The 26,144-nt window shown below is 40.3% G+C and carries 25 protein-coding genes and 1 other annotated feature; of the genes, 6 read left to right on the top strand and 19 right to left on the bottom strand.

Going from position 1 to position 26,144, the window contains the following annotated elements; translation table 11 throughout:
* Positions 1-8: 8 nt before the first annotated feature.
* On the bottom strand, positions 9-1,781 hold the full coding sequence (locus DFR59_RS03805; RefSeq protein WP_158538306.1) for an ABC transporter substrate-binding protein: 1,773 nt from the start codon (positions 1,779-1,781) through the stop codon (positions 9-11).
* Positions 1,782-1,896: 115 nt separating this feature from the next.
* On the opposite strand from DFR59_RS03805, the gene DFR59_RS03800 reads away from it, so the two are divergent.
* Positions 1,897-3,138: an MFS transporter gene (locus tag DFR59_RS03800; RefSeq protein WP_114744303.1), complete on the top strand. Its 1,242-nt coding sequence runs from the start codon at positions 1,897-1,899 to the stop codon at positions 3,136-3,138.
* A 34-nt stretch (positions 3,139-3,172) separates the two neighbouring features.
* Here the strand turns inward: DFR59_RS03800 and DFR59_RS03795 are convergent, their stop codons facing one another.
* From DFR59_RS03795 to DFR59_RS03790, 3 genes are all read right to left on the bottom strand, one after another.
* Positions 3,173-3,808: an FMN-dependent NADH-azoreductase gene (locus DFR59_RS03795; RefSeq protein ID WP_114744302.1), complete on the bottom strand. Its 636-nt coding sequence runs from the start codon at positions 3,806-3,808 to the stop codon at positions 3,173-3,175.
* A gap of 195 nt (positions 3,809-4,003) precedes the next feature.
* Positions 4,004-4,138 (bottom strand): hypothetical protein, encoded by a 135-nt coding sequence (locus DFR59_RS20480; RefSeq protein ID WP_281269335.1) that lies wholly within the window; start codon positions 4,136-4,138, stop codon positions 4,004-4,006.
* 96 nt (positions 4,139-4,234) lie between these two features.
* Positions 4,235-4,765, bottom strand: coding sequence for a P-loop NTPase family protein (locus tag DFR59_RS03790; protein WP_114744301.1), 531 nt, complete (start codon positions 4,763-4,765; stop codon positions 4,235-4,237).
* Positions 4,766-4,916: 151 nt separating this feature from the next.
* On the opposite strand from DFR59_RS03790, the gene DFR59_RS03785 reads away from it, so the two are divergent.
* On the top strand, positions 4,917-5,807 hold the full coding sequence (locus tag DFR59_RS03785) for a DMT family transporter (RefSeq protein WP_114744300.1): 891 nt from the start codon (positions 4,917-4,919) through the stop codon (positions 5,805-5,807).
* Positions 5,808-5,957: 150 nt separating this feature from the next.
* On the opposite strand, the gene DFR59_RS03780 is transcribed toward DFR59_RS03785, so the two are convergent.
* Positions 5,958-8,087, bottom strand: coding sequence for a GDYXXLXY domain-containing protein (locus tag DFR59_RS03780; protein ID WP_158538305.1), 2,130 nt, complete (start codon positions 8,085-8,087; stop codon positions 5,958-5,960).
* A 162-nt stretch (positions 8,088-8,249) separates the two neighbouring features.
* Between DFR59_RS03780 and DFR59_RS03775 the strand changes: the two genes are divergently transcribed.
* Entirely contained in the window at positions 8,250-8,873 is a 624-nt protein-coding gene (locus DFR59_RS03775) for a rhomboid family intramembrane serine protease (protein WP_114744298.1), read from the top strand.
* A 108-nt stretch (positions 8,874-8,981) separates the two neighbouring features.
* Positions 8,982-9,830 (top strand): MBL fold metallo-hydrolase, encoded by an 849-nt coding sequence (locus DFR59_RS03770; protein WP_114744297.1) that lies wholly within the window; start codon positions 8,982-8,984, stop codon positions 9,828-9,830.
* A 419-nt stretch (positions 9,831-10,249) separates the two neighbouring features.
* On the opposite strand, the gene DFR59_RS03765 is transcribed toward DFR59_RS03770, so the two are convergent.
* From DFR59_RS03765 to DFR59_RS03700, 14 genes are all read right to left on the bottom strand, one after another.
* Positions 10,250-10,510 carry a hypothetical protein gene (locus DFR59_RS03765; RefSeq protein ID WP_114744296.1) on the bottom strand — a complete coding sequence of 87 codons (261 nt, stop codon included), beginning with the start codon at positions 10,508-10,510 and terminating at the stop codon, positions 10,250-10,252.
* 119 nt (positions 10,511-10,629) lie between these two features.
* Positions 10,630-11,160 carry an RNA polymerase sigma factor gene (locus DFR59_RS03760; RefSeq protein WP_114744295.1) on the bottom strand — a complete coding sequence of 177 codons (531 nt, stop codon included), beginning with the start codon at positions 11,158-11,160 and terminating at the stop codon, positions 10,630-10,632.
* Positions 11,161-11,185: 25 nt separating this feature from the next.
* Entirely contained in the window at positions 11,186-13,156 is a 1,971-nt protein-coding gene (locus DFR59_RS03755) for a DUF6449 domain-containing protein (RefSeq protein WP_114744294.1), read from the bottom strand.
* On the bottom strand, positions 13,131-14,030 hold the full coding sequence (locus DFR59_RS03750) for an ABC transporter ATP-binding protein (RefSeq protein ID WP_114744293.1): 900 nt from the start codon (positions 14,028-14,030) through the stop codon (positions 13,131-13,133). Before DFR59_RS03750 ends, DFR59_RS03755 begins: the two co-directional genes overlap by 26 nt.
* Positions 14,014-14,412 (bottom strand): GntR family transcriptional regulator, encoded by a 399-nt coding sequence (locus DFR59_RS03745; protein ID WP_114744292.1) that lies wholly within the window; start codon positions 14,410-14,412, stop codon positions 14,014-14,016. The genes DFR59_RS03750 and DFR59_RS03745 overlap by 17 nt, the downstream gene beginning before the upstream one ends.
* Before the next feature lie 216 nt (positions 14,413-14,628).
* Positions 14,629-15,924, bottom strand: coding sequence for an aspartate--tRNA(Asn) ligase (gene aspS / locus DFR59_RS03740; RefSeq protein WP_114744291.1), 1,296 nt, complete (start codon positions 15,922-15,924; stop codon positions 14,629-14,631).
* A 279-nt stretch (positions 15,925-16,203) separates the two neighbouring features.
* Positions 16,204-16,422, bottom strand: a binding site (T-box leader).
* Positions 16,423-16,504: 82 nt separating this feature from the next.
* Positions 16,505-18,013, bottom strand: coding sequence for a potassium/proton antiporter (locus tag DFR59_RS03735; protein ID WP_114744290.1), 1,509 nt, complete (start codon positions 18,011-18,013; stop codon positions 16,505-16,507).
* Positions 18,014-18,162: 149 nt separating this feature from the next.
* A complete protein-coding gene (locus tag DFR59_RS03730; RefSeq protein WP_158538304.1) occupies positions 18,163-19,197 on the bottom strand; it encodes a DUF4030 domain-containing protein in 1,035 nt (344 codons plus the stop codon).
* Positions 19,187-19,759 (bottom strand): sigma-70 family RNA polymerase sigma factor, encoded by a 573-nt coding sequence (locus DFR59_RS03725; RefSeq protein ID WP_114744288.1) that lies wholly within the window; start codon positions 19,757-19,759, stop codon positions 19,187-19,189. Before DFR59_RS03725 ends, DFR59_RS03730 begins: the two co-directional genes overlap by 11 nt.
* A gap of 124 nt (positions 19,760-19,883) precedes the next feature.
* Positions 19,884-20,813: a manganese-dependent inorganic pyrophosphatase gene (locus DFR59_RS03720; RefSeq protein ID WP_114744287.1), complete on the bottom strand. Its 930-nt coding sequence runs from the start codon at positions 20,811-20,813 to the stop codon at positions 19,884-19,886.
* A 158-nt stretch (positions 20,814-20,971) separates the two neighbouring features.
* Complete coding sequence (locus DFR59_RS03715) at positions 20,972-22,519, bottom strand: ABC-F family ATP-binding cassette domain-containing protein (RefSeq protein ID WP_114744286.1); 1,548 nt, start codon at positions 22,517-22,519, stop codon at positions 20,972-20,974.
* A 356-nt stretch (positions 22,520-22,875) separates the two neighbouring features.
* Complete coding sequence (locus DFR59_RS03710) at positions 22,876-23,427, bottom strand: GNAT family N-acetyltransferase (RefSeq protein WP_114744285.1); 552 nt, start codon at positions 23,425-23,427, stop codon at positions 22,876-22,878.
* Positions 23,428-23,478: 51 nt separating this feature from the next.
* The gene (locus DFR59_RS03705; RefSeq protein WP_158538303.1) at positions 23,479-24,174 is read right to left on the bottom strand and encodes an HAD family hydrolase; all 696 of its coding nucleotides are present in this window, start codon (positions 24,172-24,174) and stop codon (positions 23,479-23,481) included.
* A 107-nt stretch (positions 24,175-24,281) separates the two neighbouring features.
* On the bottom strand, positions 24,282-24,581 hold the full coding sequence (locus DFR59_RS03700; RefSeq protein ID WP_114744283.1) for a YciI family protein: 300 nt from the start codon (positions 24,579-24,581) through the stop codon (positions 24,282-24,284).
* Between the two features lie 160 nt (positions 24,582-24,741).
* On the opposite strand from DFR59_RS03700, the gene mraY reads away from it, so the two are divergent.
* A complete protein-coding gene (gene mraY / locus DFR59_RS03695; RefSeq protein ID WP_170137261.1) occupies positions 24,742-25,695 on the top strand; it encodes a phospho-N-acetylmuramoyl-pentapeptide-transferase in 954 nt (317 codons plus the stop codon).
* 78 nt (positions 25,696-25,773) lie between these two features.
* Positions 25,774-26,013 (top strand): hypothetical protein, encoded by a 240-nt coding sequence (locus tag DFR59_RS03690; protein ID WP_114744282.1) that lies wholly within the window; start codon positions 25,774-25,776, stop codon positions 26,011-26,013.
* Positions 26,014-26,144 lie beyond the last annotated feature (131 nt).

The following is a 26,144-nucleotide window of genomic DNA, read 5'->3' as shown; positions in this document are numbered from 1 at the left end:
TATTTTAATTATTTTCTAAGCCAGACCTTCCTATAGTCGATCTTCCCTCTTGCATTCATTATGGCACCCCCGATTGAACCGTCATGCATCACCCTCTGTTTTATATGGAAAAGGAACAAAACCTGTCTTTTTTCAGCCAGTTTCAGTTCCAATTTATGCAATAATTCCTTCCTTTTTTCAAAAGACGATTCCATTCTGCAAACACGAATGCATTCAGAAACCATTTCTTTAGAAGCATCGTCCAGATGGTTTTGGATAAAACCATTTTCCGATTGGAACATGTGAATCAATTCAATGTCAGGCTGTGCACCTGCCACCTCCCCCGCTGCCAATAGATCAGCTTTTTGAAGAATTTCAGGGTTTGTCAACTGAGTGACGGGAAGGATGATAGTCTCTATATGGAAACCGGCAATTTCCAGCTGCCCTCTCAGCCACTGGACATTCTTTTCATTGCTTGTCATTTCGTAAGTATATAGGGAGAGCATTTCTCCTCTATAGCTGGACTGTTGCAGCAGTTTACGCGCAAGTAATAGATCCCCTTCTTCTCTAATTTCCTCAGAACTGATATCAGGAAAAAAACTGCTCGCTGGGATTTCTCTCATTTCTTTTAAATCCCCAATCATTTTCGAGCGATTGATAGCCATATCAATTGCTTTTCTGACAAATGGATCCTGCAAGACGCCTTTTTTCCTTAGGTTCATACTTAGATAGACTGCTCCAGTTTCAATGCCTGTCAATTCATTAAAAGTCTTGTGTTCCCTTTTAGCTTCTCCATCATACAAAATATCTCCCTGATTGAGCTGATCTAAAACTCTGGACTGATTATAATCAGGCACCACCCACATCTCCATTCCATCTAAGTGAGGCCTACCATTAAAATATTCCTGATGAGAATGAAGCTTCATGATTGATTCATTATTCTCAACTATTCGAAACGGTCCAGTTCCGATTGGATGGGATTGAAAGTCTCTGTTTTCAATCAGTTCGTCTAAATCAGAAGGAACAATCGAACAATACTCAGCGCATAATTCATGCGGAAAAAGTATGTTGGATTCTTTCAAATGAAATTCAATTCCATAACTGCCCGATCCTTCAATGTGTTCAATCATATTTAACAATGGAGCCGCTGTGCCTAAGGATTTCAATCGAGTAAACGTAAACTTGACATCCTCTCCCGTAAATAATTTGCCGTGATGAAACTTAACCCCTTTACGGAGATAAAAGACCCATACCTTATGGTCATTTTTGCTTTCCCAATAATGAGCAAGCTCCCCTTCAAGCTGCTTTGTCCTTTCATTAAATGAAGTCAAGGTATTGAAAATCTGCCTGATGAAATCCGCTTCTGTACGTCGATGGACGAATGCAGGATCCAATCTTAACACCGGGCGATAAAACGGGTAGCGGATAATATCCGCTTGCTCTTCCGGCCGTGCCCCAAAATGGGAATACAGCCACTCTTCAAAAGAATATGCAATGGGTAATTCTTCATTCATCATCTGTAAGGCAGCAGATATTTTCCCCTGTTTGACAAGTTCTTTTGCTTTTTCAAATTTCAGTTCCTCAAGCGGCTTAATAAAACAGATTTTAGATTGGTTCCCACGGCCTTTCCCGGGGATCCACTCGATATATTGCAGCTCCACCAATTTCTTTATGAGGAGCTGAGCATTGCGAATCGTACAGTCCAATACATGCGCTATCTCATCCATTCGCACATTCTGGAATATTCCTTCCGGTTGATTGAAATTATTTCTAAGTGCTCGGTAATGCGCCTTAACATCCAAATGGGCCACTCCTCTTTAAAAAGGCGAAATTTCAAAGTACGCAACTTTCGCTTTTTCTTCTTCTTTTAGAAAAGTATAATTTTTTCCAACAGAACCGTAAAGAGGTGGAACAAAAATGATTGCTGTACAAAAGAAAAAAGGAGAGGCTTCAATATTCAGCAAAAAACAGCCCTCCATATGGCAAAATGCAAATTTTATCATCCTGTTGTTCTCAGGTGCAGTCCTTGCATTTGGTAGTAAAATCTATGAACTTGCCCTTCCCTTGATTTTATATCATGTGACGAATTCTCCGGTCGTCATGTCTCTTATGAAGGGAATCGAGTTTCTGCCGAATCTATTATTGGCTATGTTTATCGGTGTCTTTGTAGACCGTTCGCGAAAAAAAGCCTGGTCTCTTTGGACCGTATTTCTGCAAATCATCATTTTGTTCGTCCTATTTTTCTCAATGCGGAATGGTACACCCCCACTGATTTTGTTCTATGTATGCGGATTTTTTCTGATGACCTGCAGCTATGCTTTTTTCAACGGACGCGCAAGTATTGTAAAGCTTGCTCTCCCAACTGAAATGCTGACAACAGCGAACGCTTCTTTTAATTTCATTTTTACATTCATCGGAATTATGGGTCCTGCGATAACGGGGCTGATACTGATGTTTTCATCACTTAACTCCGGCATTCTTCTCACGGCGGTTTCGTTTTCGATTGCCTTTGTGATTCTGCAGTTTTTAAAATTTGATGAGGCTCCTTCTCTTGCAGCAAGGGAGGGGTTTTGGAGAGAATTTAAGGAAGGATGGATTGAACTTTACCGCAATCAAACCTTGTGGCTGATCACGATAACAGTGATTTTCATGAACTCGACTGCAGGCATGGTCGATACGACTATAGTCTTCTATGCTAAAGACGTGATGAAGCTCTCAGATGCTGAATTGGGACTTCTTCTCTCGTTTGCAGGAATCGGGGGACTGCTTGGAAGTTTGGCAATCGGCCGCATCAGGCATAAATGGAGAACGGGCGTCATTGTGACTATGTCAACGCTTCTTACTGGATTAACTTATCTGATGCTTTTTACAAATGAGAATTATGCCTGGACTGCATCTGCCATATTATTAAATGGCTTCCTTGGGACCATCAGTTCTGTCTGCATATGGACTTTCAGGCAGGAATCCACTCCCCATCATTTAATCGGGCGCATCAGCGGCATCACTGGTTCTGTCTTTAAGCTCAGTATGCCCTTTGCTATCTTTGCGTCTGGTTGGATCTCGGAAATATCACGGCCAGAGGTCGTCTTCCTGATTGCTTTTGCCGGCAACCTGATTATTTTTCTCTTCTGCCGGTTCAGTGCGCTTTGGAAAAAATAAAAAGCTTGGGAAAATCCCAAGCTTTTTAGCTATATTAGAATGATTTTGCTGCTTCTTTCGCGCGGGCAATAGCGTCTGCTTTGATTTCTTCTGCTTTATCCGGCATTGCATTGTGTCCTTCTACAAATAGACCATCGAAGGATGGAACACCGAAGAATTGCATTAGGACTGTCAAATAGCGGTGCCCCATTTCCATTCCAGCTGCAGGGCCTTCAGAGTAAATGCCTCCGCGTGCTTGGATATGGATTGCTTTTTTATCTGTAAGCAACCCAACAGGACCTTCCTGTGTGTACTTAAATGTTTTGCCTGCAACTGCAACTGAATCAAGATATGCTTTCATCACTGGCGGGAATGAGAAATTCCAAAGCGGAGTGACAAAAACGTATTTATCAGCAGCAACGAATTGTTCGCTCAATTCTGCCAAGCGTCCGACTTTTGCCTGCTCTTCAGCTGATAGTTCTTCGAAGCCTTTTCCTGTTTGAAGTTTTCCCCATCCGCTGAATACATCAGCATCAATTTGCGGGATGTTTTCATTGTATAGATCGATGTGGACAACCTCATCGCCTGCGTTTGCTTCTTTATAGGAATCAATGAATGCTTTCCCAACCGCCATGCTGTATGATTGAGTGTCATCGTGTGGATGTGCTGTGATGTATAAAACTTTAGCCATAATAAAAAACCGTTCCCTTCTCGTTGAGTTTTGTCATTTTAGTTTGCGGCATCAAACTAAAAATCATTCTTTATCTCGAATTAAATTATTCTTAATTCAAGGTAATTATATAAACCTTTTTTCAGAATTTCAATAAATATGCTCATGAAAATAAAAAGGATTTGTCATCGGACAAATCCATGCTTTCTGTTTCTATTATTTATGCCCTTCGAATGGGTTCCCGCTGATGTTTTTTCTTCCTTCTGGAGTCAATTCAAACAACTCCACTTCTTCTGCCGCTTCCATTGAATGAATGCTGCCGTCAAAATGCATCGGTTTATTTTCAGACACACCTTTCACCTCCTGGTTCAATAGTCTTAGTATTTACTACTATTTTACTAATTAATTCAGGAAGTTCCTAGTGTATTTTTTAAAAAATCAAAAAATTCATTTTATATTCTTCTCCAACGATTGTAAATAATCCGCAATTTCTTTTTTATTTTTCAATTCCACGATCGTTTTATCTTTACCCAGGGATTGAAATGCAGTGAACCTCTTTTGCATTTGCGCTTTTCTCGGATAATAGGTCGTCCAAATGAATTTCAAAAATGGCCAATCAATCTTCTCTTTGCAGTCTGGTCCAAGATCAGGCCGTGTCCTCCCGATATTTTTAAAGAATCGCTTGAAGACACGATAGATACAAACATACCTCGGCAATTCTAAATAAATGATGGTATCTGCCTGCTCCGCCCTCATATCATATGTAGCTGTATAGTTGCCTTCAATGATCCATCGATCGTGCTCGAGGATTTCTTCCTGTGCACCCCTAAACTCTTCAAATGTAGCTTGCGCCCAGCCAGGTTTCCAAAAGTGCCTATCTAAATGATGGACAGGAATATCCAAAAGGTCTCCAATTTTTTTGGCAAATGTCGACTTGCCGACCCCGGCACTGATACCTACAACCATAATTTTCTTCACATACAGTCCCCCCATTTCAAGACTCGTTTTTCCATTATAAGCCAAAGACTGAATGCTTGAAAGACATTTTTTCAGAAAATATTATATCCTGCTCTTTCACATACGTGCTACAATCGATATGGCAAAATGTTACGATAAAGGTGGAAAGCATATGGCAAAATTATATACAGCATTATTAACATTGAGCTTCATTTGGGGATTATCGTTTGTTTTTATCAAATGGCTATCAGAATTCGGAGGCGTATGGGGAACTGTTTTTATACGCTGTCTGGCAGGTGCATTAATCATGCTGCCTCTTTTATATATCAAACGAAAAGAAATTATCAAACCGATACCATGGAAATCGCTGATCATTGTTGGTGTTTTAAACTGCGGGCTGCCCTGGGGCCTGATTGCATTGAGTGAAACGACGATCAACAGCAGTACTGCTGCTGTCTTGAATGCACTCACTCCTATTTGTACAGGGCTGATTGGCTTCGCCTTTTTTTCTACCGTCCTTTCGAAAAGGCAGTGGATTGGAATCATTATTGGATTTGTAGGCATTTTAGTGCTGATGGGAGGCCAAATCAAAGCATTACATGGATTTCATATTGTCGGAGTTGGAACGATGCTTGCTGCCACAATCTGCTACGGATCCGCCTCTCAATATACGAAACATTTTTTAAATGGGGCCAGCATTGTTTTGATTACAGCAGTCTCTCTTTTGACTGGTGCATTAATCGGACTCTTTGGAATGATTTTTTCTGGTTCAGACATAATGGTTCATGCTATTTCAAAAGAAGTGATTTTTGCCACGGTTGGGCTTGGCTGCTTTGGATCAGGGATTGCTACACTATTGTATTTTTATATCATGAAAAAAGCCGGACCCGAATTCGCTTCGACTGTAACGTACATCGTTCCAGCTTCCGCCATGATTTGGGGATATGTACTATTGGGTGAAACGATTTCTCTTAATTTAATCATCGGCTTACTCATCATTTTTATAGGCATCGTACTCACAACCAAGAAAAACAAAAAAGTCACCGAACAAATCGCTGCGTAAAATCAAATGCGCAAGCGCCTTGATGAGCCCAGACCCGCATAAGACGGATCTCTAAGGAAATCCTGATTTCCTTAGAGGTACGACTTATGATCTCGAGGGGCTAGGCGCTGGAGCTAGACGTAAAAAAAGACCTTAAAGGTCTTTTTTTCATTATTCTTTTTCTAATTTTTCTATGATTGCATTCCCATTTTCGCTTACACGTATAAAAGCAGCCTGATTTTCGTTTTGCAAATTCTGGCCCGTTTTCTCCGGTACGAAATAGGTTTCAATTCCATAAGTAACGTTTTGCCATCCGTCATAGCGGCCATTGATGATGACATCCCCCTGCAATTTTTTGTAGGGGCGATTCCATTCTCCATTATGCTCGTAATAACCGCTATATTCATAATATCCTCCCATTCCCTTGCGGAGGACAACCTTCACTTTTTCCCTTTTATGAATTTGCTGTGCAATATCCGGAATGACTGAAATTCGATAGTGAAGCTGGATATAATCTCCCTGCATCATGGACCTCGGATCGACAGGTGCGAATGAAAGCTTAATCAATTGTCCGTTTTTAAGCAGGTTTTCATTGGCTGCCCCTTGATAGCTGATGATGCCAATTTGAAGGAGAATTACGGCAAGTATAGCCGGCCATTTTGTTTTAACGAAATGCTTCTGACCCTCATCCATCACATTCTTGCGATCAAAAAGCACTGAACATACAATAAACAGAATTCCTACAATGGCAAAGAATAAAGACTTATTCAATAAATCCCATGCAAAATCATAATATTTGTAGGCAACAAATAAAAACCAGAAAATGATTGCAATGTACCACTCCACAACCAGCTGATTCCTATTCGCAAACCAGACCATTGCTGTCGCTGCCGCAAAATAAAAAAGATTGTAGATCACGTATAAAGCAATCGGGATATCATTCAGCATGGCAAGTGCAAGGAAGTAACCAAAGGCAACCCCCAATGCAGTCCACCGTGTTTCTTTCAAAGCAATCTTCAATTGATAAAATAACCCGTTCAAAACAAGGAATGTAATCCCAGCATACTGGAATTCATGCGTCCAATTTCGGAAAAGCATAAATGCGGTCAAATTGAGAAGCAAGAAATGCATAACCTGTATCCCGGGTACTTTTATCTTCATCATCCCAAACAGCAGAACGGCTAGCAGAATCCATTCATAATAAATATGCTCATTAAAAGCAGCAGATAAAAACTGAATGGCATACCCAGTTGAAAGCATGGTATAACGGACTGGCGGGGGCCATTTAAAGAAAAGAGACGGGATCACAAGCACCACCAGTGCAGAGAAGAATAAAAAAGTAACGTTCAAATTCCCCGTCAGCAAGGAGATCAATCCTATGATGGCTGACACTGCAAAAATGGTTGCGACGAATGTAACGCAGATGATTAATACATTCCGAAAAAAAGCATTCATCGGATGTGTGCTAATGTATTTCAGCAGAAGAACAGCTCCGAAAACCAATAAAGCAGAAAAACCAAGCTGAAGGAATAAGAAAAGTTCCTGGAAAAATTCAGCCATTAGTTCAATGCCTTTTGCGCATACATATCCAGCCGCAGCCGCTCCTAAAATAAACAAGACGCCCTTTTCCAATTTAATCTTTATAAAATAATAAAAAGCTCCTCCAAGAATCAAAAGATAAATCAGATTCATCAGCCACGCCAATGAATGGAATTCATGAACCGTGGTCAAGTATACCGCAGTGATATTAAATAAAATGAGGGAAGCATATAAGACAAAGCTCGAATGAATCCACCTTTTATAAGTGCATAAGAAGAGAATCAGGTTCGCTCCTGCTAAAGCCAGGTAAAGAAAGAACTCCTGGGAGTTGGACCATCCCATATCATAGCCGGAAGGCGATATTAAAGACAAAAAAGCAAGATGACCCAGAACGAAACACAAAATATAAAATGGCTGATATCTGGTAATAGCTGCCAGTAGAAGCGATGGAATCAGCCAAACTATGAACAGCCAATAGCTGTCTGCATGCGAGTTATAAACCTGGCCGATCAGGGCCGCTGAAACCCCAAAGGACACAGCTGAAGCAACAAGGCTCCAGTTGCTTAAAAAAGGATGCTTTGCGACCCGCTTACTGAGGATAAATGATACAGCATACATGAACACCATCAGCAGAAGGCTTAAAATGACCTTTTCCAACCGTTCCATCCCCTGCCAATTCGAAGCGAAAAAATAAAAAATGCTGGCGAGCACAAGCGTAATCCCAAATAAGTATCCTGTCTGCACAAACCTGAGCTGCTTCATCCCTTTCATCCCCCTAATTATTCTTTCTATATGAATTCCCTTTTAATGAACCAAATCCCTTTTTTCATATATATGACGGAAATAATAATGCAGACGTTACGGATAGGATTCTACTGGATTATGTTATAATTATATGGAATATTATGGAGGAGATTTAGAACTATGGTCTTTATGAGAAGAGAGTCAATAAAAGAATTTTTAGCGCTTTATCCGATTACTGCCCTAATAGTCTTACTGAACACAATGGTATTTTTGGCATCATTAATCATTGGATTTTTTGCCGACAATAATACCGCCATCTATTGGGGTGGGATTTCAAGGGAAGGGATTGAGCAAGGAGAGTATTATCGATTGATTACATATGCATTTTTACATGATGGAATTATTCACTTTGCATCAAACATGATATTTGCTATTCTATTAGCTCCATACATTGAAAAGATATTGGGAAGATTTATTTTTATACTATTCTTTATTGCTGCCATATTAGCAACTCCGTTATATGACATCTTTTATACCAATGAACTTTCTGTTGGAGAATCCGGTTTTGGCTTTGCCTTGTTCGGTTTCTATTTATTTCTCGTTTTGTTTCAGAAGGAATTTCTTGATAAAGATTCAAGAGTGACAGTCATTATCTTCATGTCCATCGGCTGGATCGCTTCTTTCATTATTACTAATATTAATATTTCTGGACATGTTTGCGGATTTGCTGCGGGATTTCTCGCAGCCCTTTTCACGAAAAACCTGCGAAAATCCATTCAAATCAAAAATACTCTGCAAATGTAGCTCTAGTATGATGACAGCACCTTATTCATAGGGCTATGGACCTTCAAGCATGATTTAGACAGAATATCACATACTACAGAGAGATATTTTAGACACTGGAGGTCCCTTATGAATACTGAAAAAGACAATGACTTTTCTGAAACACATTTGCCCTTCACAAGTATTTCAAGCGGAGATGGCCTTGCAATTCTGCCTGATCTTTATGTCCTTCCCGTTCAAATTGCCAACATCATTATGATAGGCAATCCAGATGATTCAGACCATTTTGTTCTGGTGGACGCGGGAATGCCGCATTCACATAAAATGATCATCGAAGCCTGTGAAAATAGATTTGGCTCTGATTGTAAACCTAAAGGAATCATTTTGACACACGGCCATTTTGATCATGTAGGTGCCTTGGCAGCTTTATGCGAACATTGGGGTGTTCCTGTTTTTGCCCATAAAGACGAAACACCCTATCTGGATGGACGAAAGGATTATCTCCCGCCTGATCCAACTGTCAATGGCGGCCTTGTTACAGAGTTTTCTCATTTCTTTCCCTATCACGGAATCAATATATCGAGAAACCTCCATCCATTGCCTAAAGACGGCTCCATCCCAATCCTGGGAAATTGGAAATGGATCCACACTCCAGGTCATACGCCTGGCCATATTTCATTATTCCGGGAAGCGGATAAAACCCTTATCGCAGGCGACGCATTTGTAACCGTGAAACAAGAATCCCTCTATAAAGTACTTGTCCAGGAGACTGAATTCAGCGGACCTCCTAAGTATTTCACCACTGATTGGAAAGCTGCCGAAAGATCCGTCAAAAAACTGCATTCGCTTCATCCAAGACTTGCTGTGTGCGGACACGGCCTCCCGGTCTACGAGGATGAACTTGAAACAGGATTGGCAGAACTGGCTGTAAGCTTCAAAGAAATTGCCGTGCCGAAAAACGGAAAATATGTGCACTAAGAAAAGCGAAGATGGACAAATAGAAAAGCGGAACCGGCTTGAACAGAGGCGCCGAGGTTGGACTGAAGTACCACGAGATAAAGGAAACACGGTGAACGAAGTGAACCGATGTTGACTTATCGTAAGTGTGCTGAAGGAAACCTCCCAGCCTCTAGCTGGTGGAGCTGGACAAAAAAAGCCCGGATCATTATCCGGGCTTCCTTCAAAACTCTTCCAACACTTCATCTATATCTACATATTCTATAGTAAAATCCTCTTCCCCCAAATTAACCGTATCCTCAAGTAATTGATCAATATCCATATCCTGATACCTCCTCAATTAGTGGACATCCTCTATCTTATTAATAGACTTCGTGCGGAACAAAACAGGTATGGGGGTCGTTCAAAAAAAATAAAAAAAGCCTTCCAATGGAAGACCTTCATACTCCAGAAGCCACTAAAAACAAATAAAAAATCAACCCCATCACAAGCAGCAATAAGCTGATAATGATATTAGCAACCGCCCCCTGCATGAGCTTTTTCTTTACTAGCAAATAAACTGAGAAAGCCAGACCCAAAACGATGCAGACGATAAAGAAAGGAATCGTCGCGCTCCCTGCGAAATTGGTGAATAATGCGATGACACCAGCAAGTGGAAATATTAAAGGCAAGAGATTTTTTAATAATGATTTGCTGTTCATAGTATTCATGCTCCTTTACCTGCATATGGACATATCATAACATGAAACACCTCTCTGAAAAAAACATCGCCCCAGCTTATAAAAATCAAGAAGAACCCCATTACAGGGGTCCTCCATTTTCACGCGGAAAACTCTAATTCTATGATTTCTCTCAAATATTTCCTTGCCCTGTAAATCCTCGTTTTGACGGTTGCTGGATTCAATTGCAGTTTTTCTGCAATTTCGCTCTCCTTCATACCATATTGAATGCGGAGAATCATTACTTCCTGCTGGCTATCTGGGAGGCTCAAGATGCATTTCTTCAGTTCTGTTTTAAGAATGAGTGCCTCAACTTCATTTTCTACCAATTCAAGCCGGATATCCTGATGTTTCCACGGTTCAATGTCTTCCACGATCGTTTCATTCAACCTCTTTTCTTTTCGAAGAAAATCGATGGCAGTGCGGGCAGCAATGGAGGAAAGCCATGAGCCGATTTTACTCTCATCTTCTACCGAATGACATTTTTTAAACGCCTTGAGAAAAGTTTCTTGCAGGATGTCTTCTGCCAGTGCAGCATCACGGATGATTCTATATCCGATCTGGTAGACAAGCTTATGGTATTGTTCATACATTTCTTCAAAGCTGATGGTGATTGGCTTAAGGCAGCCCATGGCATTTCCCTCCCTTTCATGAGACTTATTTTAATTCCGCGATAATTCTTTCCGGTATTCCATTTTTACCGATCCAGCGAATATCCAGGTCGTTGACACCTTTATAATGAATGGCGACTACATATTGTTGGCCGCTGCTCCATAGGGCGTCATCAATCATCTGTTTTATTTCAGACTCGGCATCGATTTTTACCACTTTTCCTTCTTTAGTCATTTCTTCGAATCGCTGCTCTAGTGATTTATCTCCGCTGAACTTGTTAAAGTCGCTGTCTTTCGCCACCATAATGGACGAAATATCTTCTGGCTTTAATTCAATTTCCTGAAAGATTTTTTCTTGCTTCAAATAATTTATTAGAGTGCTGTAATTTTTTGATAAAGGTACATAGATCGTTTTATCGTTATTTAATAAAATATTGATTTGATATGGACTATCCTCAGAGTTTTCCATGTCCTCATAGGATTGGTTCAGTATATCTGATTTGATAAGCTCCATTAGTTTACTTATTTTTTCAGGCTCCGTTACAGAAGCTTTGCGATTGAACGGTCCTTCAAAGGAGAATGTGATTTTTTCAGCCATTCCATTGTCCACATTCAACACGTCATATCTAGTTTTCTTATACTCTTCTGATGAATAGATATCAGAGAGTTGATTCTTAAATGAATCCTTTTCAATACGATATTCCCTGACAAGCTTTTTGCCATTTTTCAACTCGTAGGCAATAAACACCGAACGGCTTTTTTCTGGTGGAATGATGCGGCTGCTCGGATGAGAAACAATGGCTTTATGCAGCGCAATGACATTCTTGATATTTTCTCTACCAGCTAAATATCGAGGTCTTTCGATTTCAGTGTAGTCATTCCCCCGAAGGTAATCATAATACCCTTGACTGATATGAACCCTTTCAACTTTTGAAGCTTCCGGCAATTTCTTTTCATAGTGGAAGACGTCGAAGTGGATCAATAAACCTAATACCAGCATAGCAGCGATGTATATCCCTAAGCCTTTCCAATGGAATGTGATTCTCCACGATTTTTGAATCAGCATTTCTGCCAGTATATAGCCAACCAATGCACCAGCTGCATAGCCGAATACAATCCATGGCCATGTGTCCTGCATCGCGCCGAAATAAGCGCCTCCAAGCATCATGACACAAAAGGATACACAGTACTTGAATATAGGCTTTAAGAATGGGAATGCCAGCGCTTGGGACACCCCTTCCAACTTTCTCTTTTTATAGATCCATAAAGAGGCAAAGTATAGGATAATCGCAATGATGATATAAAAGATGACTTCTTTTCCACTTAAAAGGTGCTGACCGAAACTCACTTGCCTTGTAAGTGGAGAATACTTTTCAATTTCTTTGTTCATGAAATATTCTCTTGGGAATCCAAGGAGAAAGTATTTTAGGTTGACACTGAATAAAATTAATATTCCAGCAGGGAACACAACAAATATATACGTAAGGACCCCCTGTACTGCAGATAATCCCGTAAGCATCCCGACGAAGGCACCCGCCGTGAATAATACGATATTGATCAAGCTCGTGATTCCCATCCAGATGAAAACTTCTTCCGGCTGGTAGTACATGCTGACATCCAGCACGCCATATTGAATCAGTAACACTACACCAGTTAGAAGAACAGGAATGATTAAATAAAGAATTCCTGCAATGGAATAATGATAGAATATTTTTTCCCTTTTCATTGGCAGACTGTGAATCAAGTCAGACGTCTGCTTAACTTGCAAATAACGGAACAAAAAGATTGATAGACCGATAGGCACGATGATAGTAATCAGCATTAGCAAGTCGGCGTTGATTTCAAATAGGTTCTTGAATTGCCTGTAATAACCCTGTTCATCCCTGGAGGACAGCATCAAAATTTCAAGCGGCAGTGCAAATAGGAGTGCCAGCAGATAGATGATCCCTACCCATCCGATGCTGCGGTTGATTTGTTTCAGTAATTCCTTATTAATCCATGATATTTTTGATGACATATCCAACATCCCCCATTTCATAAATAAAGATTTCTTCAAGGGTCAGCGGCAGCAAATCAAAAATAACAGGATTATACCTTTCAACCATTTCAGCGATTCTGGCTTCATTGCCCTTTACGATGGCGAGCACAACACTTCCCCTATTTTCACGATGAAGCGGATCAAGTGCTTCAAACAATTCATTTGGAACGTGGTCTTTGAACGCAACTTGTATTTTGTGAATGCTCGTTTTTAAATCATCCAGCTCTTTTTCAAATAATAACTTTCCTCCATGCAAAACGCCTACATGGTCGCAAATATCTTCCACTTCCCGCAAATTATGTGAAGAAATCAATATCGTCATTTCACGTTCAGCAACATCATCAATCAACAGGCTTTTTACTTTCTTCCTGACAACCGGATCCAATCCATCCATCGGTTCGTCCAAAATGAGGACTTCCGGCATTGTGGATAGAGCCAAAATGAATGCAGATTGCCTCTGTACACCTTTTGAAAATTTATGTAGACGCTTCTTGCTGTCGATTTGAAACTCCTGAACCAATTTCAGGTAGCGGTCATCATTCCATCCAGGATAAGTATTTTTATAGAATTGCGCCATCTGATCAAGATTAAATTGTGAAAAGAATGTCGGGGCATCTGGAATAAAAAAGATTTTATCTTTTATAGTAGGGTTTTCAAATACAGGCTTCCCTTCTATCTCGACGCTTCCTTCCTCCTGCAGATAGATCCCCGACAATGTTTTTAGCAATGTTGTCTTACCCGCTCCATTCGAACCAAGCAATCCATATATTGAACCTTTACGGATTTGGAACGATACATTGTGTATTATCTCGACTCCATCTATTGATTTTTTGATATCATTCATTTTTATCATTCGATATTCCTCCCCCCACTGCAGGTTCTATCTCTTTTATAAGGCAGATCAGTTCATCCACACTCATCCCAAGATACAACGCTTCGGAAATCATCTTCCGTAAATCCTTTTTTACTTTTTTAAGCTTTTCTGAGTCTTGAACCTCTTCAGAAGGAGTGACAAAACTGCCTCTACCTTTTACTGAATAAATATATCCCTGTGATTCCAGCTCTCTGTAAGCCTTTTGTATTGTATTCGGATTAATCGTCAAATCGCTTGCCAATGAACGTACTGATGGAAGCTGCTCATCAGCCTTCAGCACTTCATTGATGATCAGTTCTTTCAGTTTCTCAACAAGCTGTTCATAAATCGGCTTTCTGCTTCTTAAATCCAACTCAAGCATATACACCCTCCCGTCTGTATCAAGTGTACTACGTGTCTTAATACAGTTAGATTATAATACAACCATTTCCAAAAAGAAACCCCTTTTTAATAAAATTTTTCCAAATAAAAAACGGAGAGCACAGTCACTCCCCGTTTTTTGTCGATTTTTCTACCATTCTTGTTTTGTCTTTCGAAATCCATAATATGGACGGAATCGAAGTTTTTCATTGAATCATTACGGAACCAGCCGGTCGCAGTCCCTTGGAAATGCCGACGCTTCCCTCACATTGTTCAGCCCTAAAAGCTTTGCAGTCAATCGTTCCAACCCAATTGCAAACCCTCCATGCGGTGGAGCACCATACTTAAAAGTATTTAAGTAGCTCTCAAATTCTAAAGGATTCAGTCCCTTTTCTTCTAAAGACTTCTCCAGCAATTCATACTCATGAATCCTTTGCCCGCCTGAAGTGATTTCCGTTCCCCGGAACAATAAGTCAAATGACTTCGTTTTTCCGGGCTGTTCGAGATCCGGCATGGTGTACATCGGACGGGTTTCCACTGGATAATGGGTAATAAAGACAAATGGTGATTCATATGTTTCTTGAACATATTTGCATATGAGCAGTTCCCCTTCTCCATCCAGGTCTCCTTCAGGCGATGATTTTCCAAATGATTCTTGAAGGATCTCATGTGCTTGTTCGAGTGTAATCCGCGGAAATTCCCCCAGATCAGGGACTTCACATTCCAATGCAGCAAGTTCATTTCCGCACGTTTCCTTCAAATACTGAAAAATATGAACCAGTGCTTCGTTTTCCATCTCCATGATCTCTTCAAACCCTTCAATGAAACCCATCTCTGCATCAAGTGAAGTGTATTCATTCAAATGGCGTGATGAATTATGCTGTTCTGCACGGAAGACTGGAGCAATTTCATAAACCCTTTCGTACCCAGCAGCAACCATCATTTGTTTATATAATTGCGGGGATTGAGCCAAAAATGCTTCCTTGCCAAAGTAGTCCAGTTTGAAAACATTCGCTCCTCCTTCAGCGCCCTGTGCCACCAGTTTCGGGGTGAACATTTGCATGAATCCATTACGCCTCATAAATTCCTGGAATGCCCCAGTTATGGCCGATTGAATTTTAAAAATGGCTTGCGTCCTTTCATTCCTCATTGAAATCAACCGATGATTAAGGATGAGGTCTAAATTTGCATCCAACTCTTTTTTATTGACTTCAAATGGCAAAGTCTCCGATTTTGAAAGAATGCTGATATCCTCAACAATTATTTCAACCCCATTTTGCTGTTGGCCAGTTGCAGCGGCAATCCCCTTAATGACAATCGCTGATTCATTTTCAATCTTCATCCCAGCAAATTGATTTTCAAGGACACATTGTATATATCCTGTCCGGTCTTTCAGGATAATGAAGCTGACACTCTTCAAATGCCTGACCCGATGAACCCATCCTTTCAGTATGATCGTTTGTCCAATGTAATTTCCACATTCGAAAGCAAGTACACGATTTCCTTTTTCCATTTCATATTCCTCCTAATTAATTCATAGTCATATTGGCGATCATCATCATAATCATCAGATTCGGAATTCAATGTACTCACCTCCCTATTAGAAAAGCGCAAGCGCCTCGGTCAGCCCCGACCAGCATAAGACGGAACTCGAAGGAAATCCTGATTTCCGTAGAGGTACGGCTTATGACTCGAGGGGCTAGGCGCTGGAGCTAGACAATTCTTCAATTTCTAAAGCAATGAAAATGTGATTAGGGATGTGATTAGTGTATAAAAAAAATACCCGCCCCTAAAAAGGGACGGATATTTCTATTCCGCGGTACCACCCGGTTTGCTTATTCAGCCACTCGCGACAAAGTAACGTTTGTCAACCGGCTGCCCCTACTGTCTGTAAGCATTCAAGGCAGCACTCAGAGGTGTCTTTCTTTCGCTCTTGATTGCATTCTTTTCAGCTTCCGAATGCTCTCTATGAATCAGGGTGCGAAATACTCTTCCTCATCACCGATTTGATTAATTAAAAATAGTATATTCTATTTTATAAAATATGCAAGATAAATTTTCCAAATAGGGCGGCTTCATTAGATCTGTAGTAACTAAATGCTTCCGTCCTTCTCTACTTCCATGATAGGATCTGGACCACCATCACTATCTGATATCTCCCGCTTTTGTTTGAGGATGCGCTTTACTTCTTCTCGCTTCGCTTTATGTACCAGGATATAGAGGGAATCCTTTGGCAAGAGAACCGTGTTCCCTACAGGAGTAATTAATCTATCTTGCCGAACCACAGCAGTGATCAGCGTGTTGTCCGGTAAATCCACGCAGCGGATTTCTTCCCCAGCGATAAGGGCATCTTCTTCAATCGATACTTCAATGATTTCATTGTTTGTTTTTCCAATCGAAATTAATTCGAGCGTATGTGCCGTTTCTTTTTTCTCTCCGCCCGAAAATTTTAAAATGGCAGCTAATTTAGAGATGCTTGCACCCTGAATAAGGGCAGAGGTCAATACGACGAAGAATACCGCGTTAAAAAGCAGCCTCCCATTTTCAATGCCTGCCACCAACGGATAGGTAGCGATAACAATCGGGACAGCCCCTTTCAGACCGGCCCAGGAGATGAAAATCTTCTCATTGACACTATATTTGGCGAACATCAGACTGAGAAAAACTCCAAATGGCCTTGCCAATAATATGGCAATCAGGGATAAAGCAATTCCCTGCCAAGAAATCAGGACAAGCTGATCTGGAAATACTAGTAAGCCAAGAAGCATGAACATGACAATCTGGCTCATCCAAGCGAACCCTTCATTAAAACGCAAAATGGTATGCCGGTATGTGAGATCTGCGTTCCCCACAACTAGTGCCATGACATATACAGCCAGGAGGCCGCTTGCGTGGAAAAGGGTTGCAGCACCAAACGTAAAGACAGCGAGCGCAATAGATAATACGGGATACAATCCAGAGGAATCGAGGCTGATTTTGTTAATGATCCAAACAGCAAGCTTTCCTAAGAGATAGCCTAAAATCAACCCGGCAGACATTTCCCATACGAAACTGAAGATAAGCCCAGGAATGGATGTATCCGGTTCCTGAATAAGTTCCAAAAGTGAAACTGTCAAAAAAATAGCCATGGGATCATTAGTGCCAGATTCAGCTTCCAGCGTGGAAGTCAGTTTTGTTTTAATGTTTTTATTACCAAGAACAGCAAAAACGGCAGCTGCATCTGTTGAGCCGACAATGGCACCGAACAGCATGCTTTCTGACCAATTCAGGCCCAATATGTATTTGGCAGCAGTCCCAATGACAGCAGTAGTGCCTATGACGCCGAGAGTCGCCAATGAAAGAGCTGGTTTATAGATTTTTTTAATATGGGATGATTTTGTTTTGAAGCCGCCTTCGAAAAGAATGACGATTAAAGCCAGCGTTCCGATGAATTGAGTTAAGATGGCATTATCGAAATAGATATATCGGTTTAGAAGCATTCCAACCAAGATGAAAAATACTAGTGAGGGCAAACCTAATCTGGAAGAAAACTTCGCAGTAAATACTCCGGTAATTAGAAGAAGGGCCATTACTAAAATCGTACTTTCTACAGCAAAATTCATTTTGTCCTCCTTTCTCTTCTTTAATTATAGTCTTAAAAAGAGGAAAGAACAATGAATTGGACCTAAGCAATGGATCTCATCACAAAGAATAATGAACTTATTAAATGGTACTCACATCAATATAAAAAGCAGCACAAGGCTGCTTTTACTTAACGATTATTCAATTCCTTTTTATCTTTACTGTAAATGATCAATCGATAAGGATCATCTTTAACCGCCGTCTTTGCTGCATCAGAATGAATTAATTCCTTCACTTCGTTCTCTATTTTCTCCGCCAGTCGGTTGGCTTCTGGAGATTTTGAATCGACGCTTGTTTTAATGGTGATAGTCAAGGGAAGTGGATGGAAGGAATACCCCACACCTTTTACCTTATATTCACTTTTGCTCATCAATCCTTCTGCAATCGCAGAAATGATTGGCTGCCACCTTTGTTCCATCACAACAAATTTCATTTTGGCCAGACGGATCTTAATATGAATATCCTCAAGCCCGTTTTCTTTTAATGCTTCGGCAGCTGCAGCTTTGATCTTTTCCCTTTGTTCAACACTGTCCGTATCGGGAAGCTCAATTTCTACTTCCTTCTCCTTTTCATTTGTGCCCATTGTCCTGAAAGAAAGCTTTTCACTCTCAAGCTTTTTCACAATCGCATCCATAGCCAGTTCCGGCCTGCTTGGATTTCTTTCATCTACTTTTGTTTCTGCAGGTGCTTTTGCCACTTGGATTTTATATGCATCATATTGCCAGCTGTCCAGTATTTCCTTTGTTTTTTTCTCAATATCACCTTTAACACTCGAGTAATATTGTTCCGTTCCCCCAACTGTAACTGATACTGTTTTTTTAGGGACAAAACTCACACCGGCTCCCTCAATATCATATCCGGCACCCTTCAGCTCCTCGTAGATTCTTTCTGAGATTGACATTTGTGATTTAAATATCAATTTCAGATAGGGAATCTTGGCAGCAACATGTTCCACAGCCGGCGACACAAATGCGGATCCAATAAATAACCCGATCAATAAGACCGCTGCGGAACTAATGAAGGTAATTCTCTTAATAAAACGCCTATCCTTCTTTTTATCTGATTTCAATTTCAAATGGACATTCCCTTTGACTCGCCTAGCAATTTCTTCATCGAAATAATGCTCTTCGAAGTGCTTTTTTACTTCACTCAACTCACGATCCATTAAGCACATCCCCTTCCTGGAGTTCTATTTTGTCTCTCAGAAGAGCCCTTCCTCTGGCCAGCCTTGTTTTTACTGTATTTTCATTCAATTGAAGGGCATCTGCTGCTTCAATGATTTTAAGGTCCTGAAAATAATGAAGAATGATCACTTCCCTATATTTTTGCGGAAGTGACAATACTAACTGAAGCAGTCTTTCTTTTTCATCCATTTTCAGCACTTCAACCTCGGAACTTGCACTCTTTTTAAAGGTATCCAATAGTGTAAGAGGAAATTGCAGCAGGCTGAAGCCTTTCTTTCTGATATAATCTTTCGAGGTATTGACAGTAATTCGATAAATCCAGGTTTTAATAGAAGAGTCATTTCTGAATCGGTCCATATAGCGGTAGCATTTCAAAAAAACTTCCTGAGAGATGTCCTCGGCTAAATCTTTGTCCTTAACAATTGAATAAGCTAATAAATACACATTTTTAGTGTAGAGTTCCATCCATTCATGGATCAGAGCCTCTTTGTTCAATTCTCCTTCTCCAGAGGAATTCGATTGCCGGCAATCGTTTTTTTTCATCTTATCTCCTCCTTTCTTACACCCTTTAGACTTTATCTGGATGATTTCGGTTTCATTTTTGTCAAAAAAAATTAAAAAGGTGCCCCAACAATAGGGACACCTTAAGTAAATTCTTTAATAATGCTTATTTTGTAAATGCTTCAGTAAGTACCGGCACGATTTGTTTCTTGCGGGAAACAACGCCTTTCAGTACAGCCGTGTTGTCTTCTAATTTAACATTGTAAGCTTTTTCAATCGCACTTGCTTTTTCACCCAGTGCCAATGCGACAGAATCGTTAGTCAAAATGTCAGTCACAACAAATAAGAACAGATCTAATCCTTTTTCATTGATGACATATTCCAATGCACCTTCAATTTCCGCTTTACGCTCAAACACTTCTGCAGTATCTACTGCATTCACCTGTGCGATTTCAACTTTTGAATCACCCATAGAAAATTCCTTGGCATCAAGCGTGATCAAATCGTGTACGGTTTTATCGCTTAAGTCAGCACCGGCTTTAAGCATTTCAAGGCCATACTGTTCTGCATCAACCCCTGCGATTTCAGCCAATTCTTTTGCTGCCGCAACATCTTGATCTGTGCATGTTGGGGACTTGAATAAAAGAGAATCAGAAATGATCGCTGAAAGCATCAATCCTGCAATTTCCTTTTTAATGGATACACCATTTTCTTTGTACATTTTATTTAAAATGGTTGCCGTACATCCAACCGGTTCGCAGCGATAGTACAAAGGATCGCTCGTTTCGAAGTTGGCGATGCGGTGGTGGTCGATTACTTCTGCTACACGTACTTCTTCAATATCGCTGACACTTTGCTGGCGTTCATTGTGGTCGACAAGAATGACTGTTTTCACTTCGTTCGCGACCGTTTCTACAAGGCGCGGCACTTCAGCGTTGAATTGATTCAATGCATATTCCGTTTCGCCGTTGATTTGGCCGAGTCTTACAGGTTCAGCATCAAATCCTAATTCTTTTTTTAGGTCTGCATAGGCAATCGCAGAACAAATCGTATCTGTATCCGGGTTTTTGTGTCCAAAAATAAGTACTTTTTCCATAGTCAGACTCCTTGATTAACTTGATATGTACGGACCTCTAATGGAAGTCCGCTTCTTAGAATATAGTAACACAAACTTAGTAGAATGTTGAATGTTCCCTTCCCAAAAAATTTATCAAAAAAACAGTGAGGATTCCCCTCACTGTCTATTAAATCTTTTTATTCGCGCAGCTGCTCGAGATCCCAAACATCTGTAGCCCAATTGTGATAAAACTCAGGTTCATGTGAAACTACAATGACTGTTCCCTCATATTTAGCAACGGCTTCTGAAAGCGAATCTTTCGCCTGCACATCTAAATGATTCGTCGGCTCATCAAGAATGATCCAATTGCTGTCTTTCAGCATGAGATCACACAGTCTCACCCTAGTCTGTTCGCCACCGCTCAAAGAAGCAAGCGGCTGGAAGATATGCTCGGTCTTCAACCCGCATCTCGCCAGTGCCTGGCGCACCTCTTTTTGCGTCATGTCCTCATGCAGCGCCCATATATAGTCAATCGGGGTCTGTGTTGAAGTCGTATTCCATTCCTGCGCAAAATACGCTGGAATGACATTTTCTCCATACGAGATGCATCCATTTATAGGTTCGATTTCGCCAAGAAGTGTTTTGAGCATCGTTGATTTTCCGATTCCATTATGGCCGGTTATCGCCACTTTTGCTCCACGCTTTAATTCAAATGAAATAGGCGGCAGCAGCGCCTCTGAATATCCTACTTCCATATCTCTTACTTTAGCGATAATCCCTACAGGCCTTTTGGCAACCTTAAAAGAAAATCTTGGCGTTGGCAGGGAATCAGGTTTTTCAATTCTATCGATCTTTTGAAGTTTTTTCTCCCTCGACTTCGCCTGCTTGGAAGTCGAAGCCCTCACTTTGTTTTTTTGAATATAGGTTTCTAATTTTTCAATTTCCTGCTGCTGTCTCACATAATTTGTCAATGTCTGCTGTTTACGGAATTCGTAGGCTTCGATAAAGCTCTGATAGTTGCCGATATACCTCGTTAACTGTTTGAATTCCAAATGATAGATGACGTTCACTACTTCATTTAAAAAAGAAGTATCGTGTGATATCAAAATGAAGGAATGCGGGTAGGATTTCAAATACTCCTTCAGCCATTCAATATGTCCAGTATCCAAGTAGTTGGTTGGTTCATCAAGCAGCAGGACATCCGGCTGTTCAAGCAATAGCTTGGCGAGAAGCAGCTTAGTCCGCTGCCCCCCGCTCAATTCGCTTACATCTCTATCCATTCCCAATGGTGTTATTCCGAGTCCATTGCAAATTTCATCGATGTTTGTGTCGATCAGATAAAAGCTTTCCTGATAAAGAAGTTCCTGAAGCGTCGAGTAGCGCATCAATGCCCGCTCTAGTTCATCCGGTGTATATTCCCCCATCTCATTCGACAATTGGAGCATTTCTGATTCTGCCTCATACAGATGCTGAAATGCTCTTCTCAAATATTGGCGGATATTGATTCCTTCTGTTAAATCAATATGCTGCTCCAAATGTCCAAAGTTGACATTCGGAAGCCACCGGACAGATCCGTCATCCGGCAGGATCGTTCCAGTCAACACTTTTAACAGCGTTGATTTTCCAGCGCCGTTTGGACCGACCAATCCAACCCTTTCGTGCCGAAGCAGACGAAAGTTAATATCTTTAAAGACTAATTTATCTCCAAAATAATGCGTTAATTTTTCAACAGTGACAATGCTCATGATTTGTCTCTCCTTTATTTTCGGTATTATAAATACCAATCGCAAAACAGGAGGACCCTATTCTTTTATGTCAAAACCTTCAACAAAAAAAGACAGGGAGAATACACCCTGTCTTCCATTCATTTACAAAGCAGACCAATGCCTTGTAAAAATGAATATAATAAGAGGGTAGGATCAGAATACTTCGTTGTTTTACGATTGGTTTTGGGAAAATGGGCAGACCTCTCCCTTATCAAGCCAAAACCATTTGCAAAACAACGGGTGTATTCATGGGATCCTATCTCTCCTTTGTAAGTAAATTTAATAATTCCTTTTTATCATAATATTTTCCAGACTCAATGTAAAGGGTGTATTGCCTAAATTTTCATTTTATTCCAGTCGGGATTAGTCATGGAGAAAATAAACGCATCATGGGAGATTTCATTTTGGTATAAATAGCCCCTCAATACACCTTCTTTTTGAAACCCAAGCTTTAGAAGCAGTTTAAACGATGGTTCATTTTCCATGAATGTTACTGCCCCTACACGGTAAAGCATCAAGTCTTCAAAGCAATATTCCAGCACTTTTTTTACAGCCTCGCTGGTATAGCCTTTCTTCCATGTGTCGGGGTGGATTTCATAGCCTACTTCGCACCGTTTATTGTGGATTTGCAGAGCATTCAATCCCACTGTCCCAATGAAACGGTTATTCTCTTTCAGTACGATTCCCCAACGGATTCCCCTCTTATCCTGAAAATTGACTCCAAAAGAAGAAATGATTCTTTCAGCATCTTCTTTGTCGGTCAAGGAATTCATTCCGTAGTATTTTGTTACCTCATCATATGACATGATTGAAAAGTAATCTTCTAGATAATCCATTGTTATCTCTACCAATTTCAGGCGTTCAGTTTCTAATGTTGGAAAAATCATATGCACCCCTCTTTATTACTTTGTAATAACTCACATCATATAGTTCGCGATTTAAATAGATTCACCTTTTTCCGCCGACATAAAAAGAAGGTCAAGTATTTCTTTTGGTTCGTTTATGGCCTGATAATCGGAATATTTTTCATTATTCCAGTGCTTACTGAACCATTTTGCATGAAAAGGATGCATTCCCGCCTTTTTGGCCCCGTTCAATTCGTCAGACCCATTGTCCCCAATGAATATACACTCTGAAGGCTCAACTCCCATTTTCTTGCACGCCAGCTGGTAAATCTCTAAATCTGGCTTGGCATAGCCTGTCTGGTATGAAAAAATCGCTTCATCAACAAAAGCTGCTATTGGACTTCCTGCCCATGCTGCGACTTCTTCTGGGGAGCAATTGCTGATGAGACCAATCTTGAGTCCGCGTTTTTTTAACTTCCCCAACATATCTAATACATTCTGATCCGAATTTTCAAAAGCCTTCTCTTTCGCCTTTACCCGCTCATTGAAATGTTTTTCTAATAACAGCTTGTCCGGAACAATTCCATTCTTATTGAAAATATCCTCCATGCACGAATAGAAATCCGGAAACGTCCCATTCATTCGTTCTTCTCGTCTCTTCGACCATTCCTTGTTAAAAAGGGATTCATTCATCCCTATATCTATAAGTCTTTTAGTGTATTTCTGCTCACCGTTTTCCCATTCTGTGATCAGCGTTTCATATAAATCAAAAATTACCGCTTTTATCATTTTGTCCTCCAAATAACGTATTCTTCTATATTCTACCATTACAGGATGCAAGAATTTTCTTTTTCCAAAAGAAAAAGCGATCCTCTTATGGAGAATCACTTAATCTGCTAACTTATTTCTTCTTGAAAGAAAACACCAAGGTCGGATGAGACAATCGTGGATGAAAATTCTATGATTCGATATTGGGCAATTCCATTTTGCCAATAAGGATCTTCTTTTAATATTACTTCAAGCTGCTCTCGCGATATATTACCGGCAACAATGATCCCACCTGTGTTGGAGTGTTTTGGACCGGAAGTCATAAATGTTTTGTTTTCATAGTATTTTTTCAAGAATAGGTTATGCTGTTCACGGATTAGTTCGTTGCTTTCTATTGGATGATTGAAATCGAGTTCAACAATCAACAAGTTGATCTCCTCCTGTTTCTACTTTCTGCGTTTGGCAGCTGATAGGATTATACCCTGCCTGCAAATTTTCAAAACCCACTATCTGATAGAAACTAGGAGGATGTTTTTTCCTTTTAGCGAATATTACTGTAATGATATTCGTATTGAGAGGATGTTTTAATTGATAGAACATTTGGCCCCAGCTATTCTGGCATTCCTTTGTGTCCTTGCCCTGTCACCGGTATTGATTAAAACACTTAAGACATATAATCTCACCCAGCCCATACGAAGCGAACTTCCATCTGACCATCAATTAAAGAAGGGGACGCCCCTCATGACTGGAAGCATCTTCCTCATTGGAGTGCTGATTGCCTTGCTTTTCAATGATACGATTTTGATGTATTTCCTTGCAGCTGTATTCATACTTTTTAGTTTGATAGGGTTTGCAGATGATTTTTGGAAAGCCTCCAAACAGGACCCGGGCGGCATTTCTGGAAAATCAAAGCTTGTGTTCCAGTTTGGATTCACTATTTTCCTTCTGCTCTTTTTAGCACTTGAAATGAACTTGGAAAGTACCATTCACATTACTCAGCATATTTCCATCCAGCTTCCAGGAATGATCTATATTGCGGTGATGACCCTTTTCATCGTCGGTTCTGCCAACGCTATCAACTTTACAGATGGTATGGATGGTCTGCTTGGGATGGTTTCCATTCCGACCTATTTTTTCTTTTTCCTAATCTCGGACAAGCCGGAAGTCAAACTGTTCAGCCTCATCATGATTGCCTGTATTGCAGGATTTCTCATTTTTAACCTTTATCCCGCAAAGGCATTCATGGGCGACACAGGTTCATTGGCTTTAGGGGGATCGCTCTCATTCTTAGCCGTTATTGAAAAAGTAGAAATACTCATTCCCCTTCTCTTTTTCGTCTACTTGGCAGAACAGCTGTCGGTCATCATTCAAGTAGTCGTCTACAAAAGAACAAAGAAAAGAATCTTCAGGATGACTCCAATCCATTATCACTACGGATTGAAATACGGCTGGAGCGAAAATATGATCGTAACAGTGTTTTCAATCGTATCATGGACTACCGTGATTCTGGCATACCTGTATTGGAAAATATTTTTACTTTGAAATAGTAAAACAATCTTCTGTTTTCATGTATCATTAACCGGGAATATAAGAAAGAAACCATTTTAAAGGAAGATGTCTATGAATCTTGTAAGATGCTCCTATTCCCGATTAAATCAGATTAAGGGCTATTTTGATGAATACCCTAACTCAACTGTACAGTTTAAAAGAATCAAGGGATATTACTTTGTGTATAACGTTCATTGGTCGACAGATGACCCGCCGGTAGATCGAAGCACTCTGGAAAAAATGGAATGGCTTTTAAATATTGAACTTGGATTCGAAAAGGAATACCAAAAAAGAAAAAGGTTTCACTCCTGACAGCTCTCTTATTTAAGAGCTGTTTTCCATGTATACAGGGGAATAAATAGGCAGGCAACACCGGACAAGCGAGGATGCAAAAAAGCAGAATCTACATATTATATTTTGTGATTCAATATAGTAGATAGGAG

The sequence above is a fragment of the Falsibacillus pallidus genome (assembly GCF_003350505.1).
Taxonomy (GTDB): Bacteria; Bacillota; Bacilli; order Bacillales; family DSM-25281; genus Falsibacillus; species Falsibacillus pallidus.
This window is presented reverse-complemented; position numbering and strand designations above follow the sequence as displayed.

Coding starts and splice junctions, on each gene's coding strand:
- DFR59_RS03800 (WP_114744303.1), top strand. CDS start 1,897: ATGATTGCTGTACAAAAGAAAAAAGGAGAGGCTTCAATATTCAGCAAA.
- DFR59_RS03795 (WP_114744302.1), bottom strand. CDS start 3,808: ATGGCTAAAGTTTTATACATCACAGCACATCCACACGATGACACTCAA.
- DFR59_RS03785 (WP_114744300.1), top strand. CDS start 4,917: ATGGCAAAATTATATACAGCATTATTAACATTGAGCTTCATTTGGGGA.
- DFR59_RS03780 (WP_158538305.1), bottom strand. CDS start 8,087: ATGAAGCAGCTCAGGTTTGTGCAGACAGGATACTTATTTGGGATTACG.
- DFR59_RS03775 (WP_114744298.1), top strand. CDS start 8,250: ATGGTCTTTATGAGAAGAGAGTCAATAAAAGAATTTTTAGCGCTTTAT.
- DFR59_RS03770 (WP_114744297.1), top strand. CDS start 8,982: ATGAATACTGAAAAAGACAATGACTTTTCTGAAACACATTTGCCCTTC.
- DFR59_RS03765 (WP_114744296.1), bottom strand. CDS start 10,510: ATGAACAGCAAATCATTATTAAAAAATCTCTTGCCTTTAATATTTCCA.
- DFR59_RS03760 (WP_114744295.1), bottom strand. CDS start 11,160: ATGGGCTGCCTTAAGCCAATCACCATCAGCTTTGAAGAAATGTATGAA.
- DFR59_RS03755 (WP_114744294.1), bottom strand. CDS start 13,156: ATGTCATCAAAAATATCATGGATTAATAAGGAATTACTGAAACAAATC.
- DFR59_RS03750 (WP_114744293.1), bottom strand. CDS start 14,030: ATGATAAAAATGAATGATATCAAAAAATCAATAGATGGAGTCGAGATA.
- DFR59_RS03745 (WP_114744292.1), bottom strand. CDS start 14,412: ATGCTTGAGTTGGATTTAAGAAGCAGAAAGCCGATTTATGAACAGCTT.
- aspS (WP_114744291.1), bottom strand. CDS start 15,924: ATGGAAAAAGGAAATCGTGTACTTGCTTTCGAATGTGGAAATTACATT.
- DFR59_RS03735 (WP_114744290.1), bottom strand. CDS start 18,013: ATGAATTTTGCTGTAGAAAGTACGATTTTAGTAATGGCCCTTCTTCTA.
- DFR59_RS03730 (WP_158538304.1), bottom strand. CDS start 19,197: ATGGATCGTGAGTTGAGTGAAGTAAAAAAGCACTTCGAAGAGCATTAT.
- DFR59_RS03725 (WP_114744288.1), bottom strand. CDS start 19,759: ATGAAAAAAAACGATTGCCGGCAATCGAATTCCTCTGGAGAAGGAGAA.
- DFR59_RS03720 (WP_114744287.1), bottom strand. CDS start 20,813: ATGGAAAAAGTACTTATTTTTGGACACAAAAACCCGGATACAGATACG.
- DFR59_RS03715 (WP_114744286.1), bottom strand. CDS start 22,519: ATGAGCATTGTCACTGTTGAAAAATTAACGCATTATTTTGGAGATAAA.
- DFR59_RS03710 (WP_114744285.1), bottom strand. CDS start 23,427: ATGATTTTTCCAACATTAGAAACTGAACGCCTGAAATTGGTAGAGATA.
- DFR59_RS03705 (WP_158538303.1), bottom strand. CDS start 24,174: ATGATAAAAGCGGTAATTTTTGATTTATATGAAACGCTGATCACAGAA.
- DFR59_RS03690 (WP_114744282.1), top strand. CDS start 25,774: ATGAATCTTGTAAGATGCTCCTATTCCCGATTAAATCAGATTAAGGGC.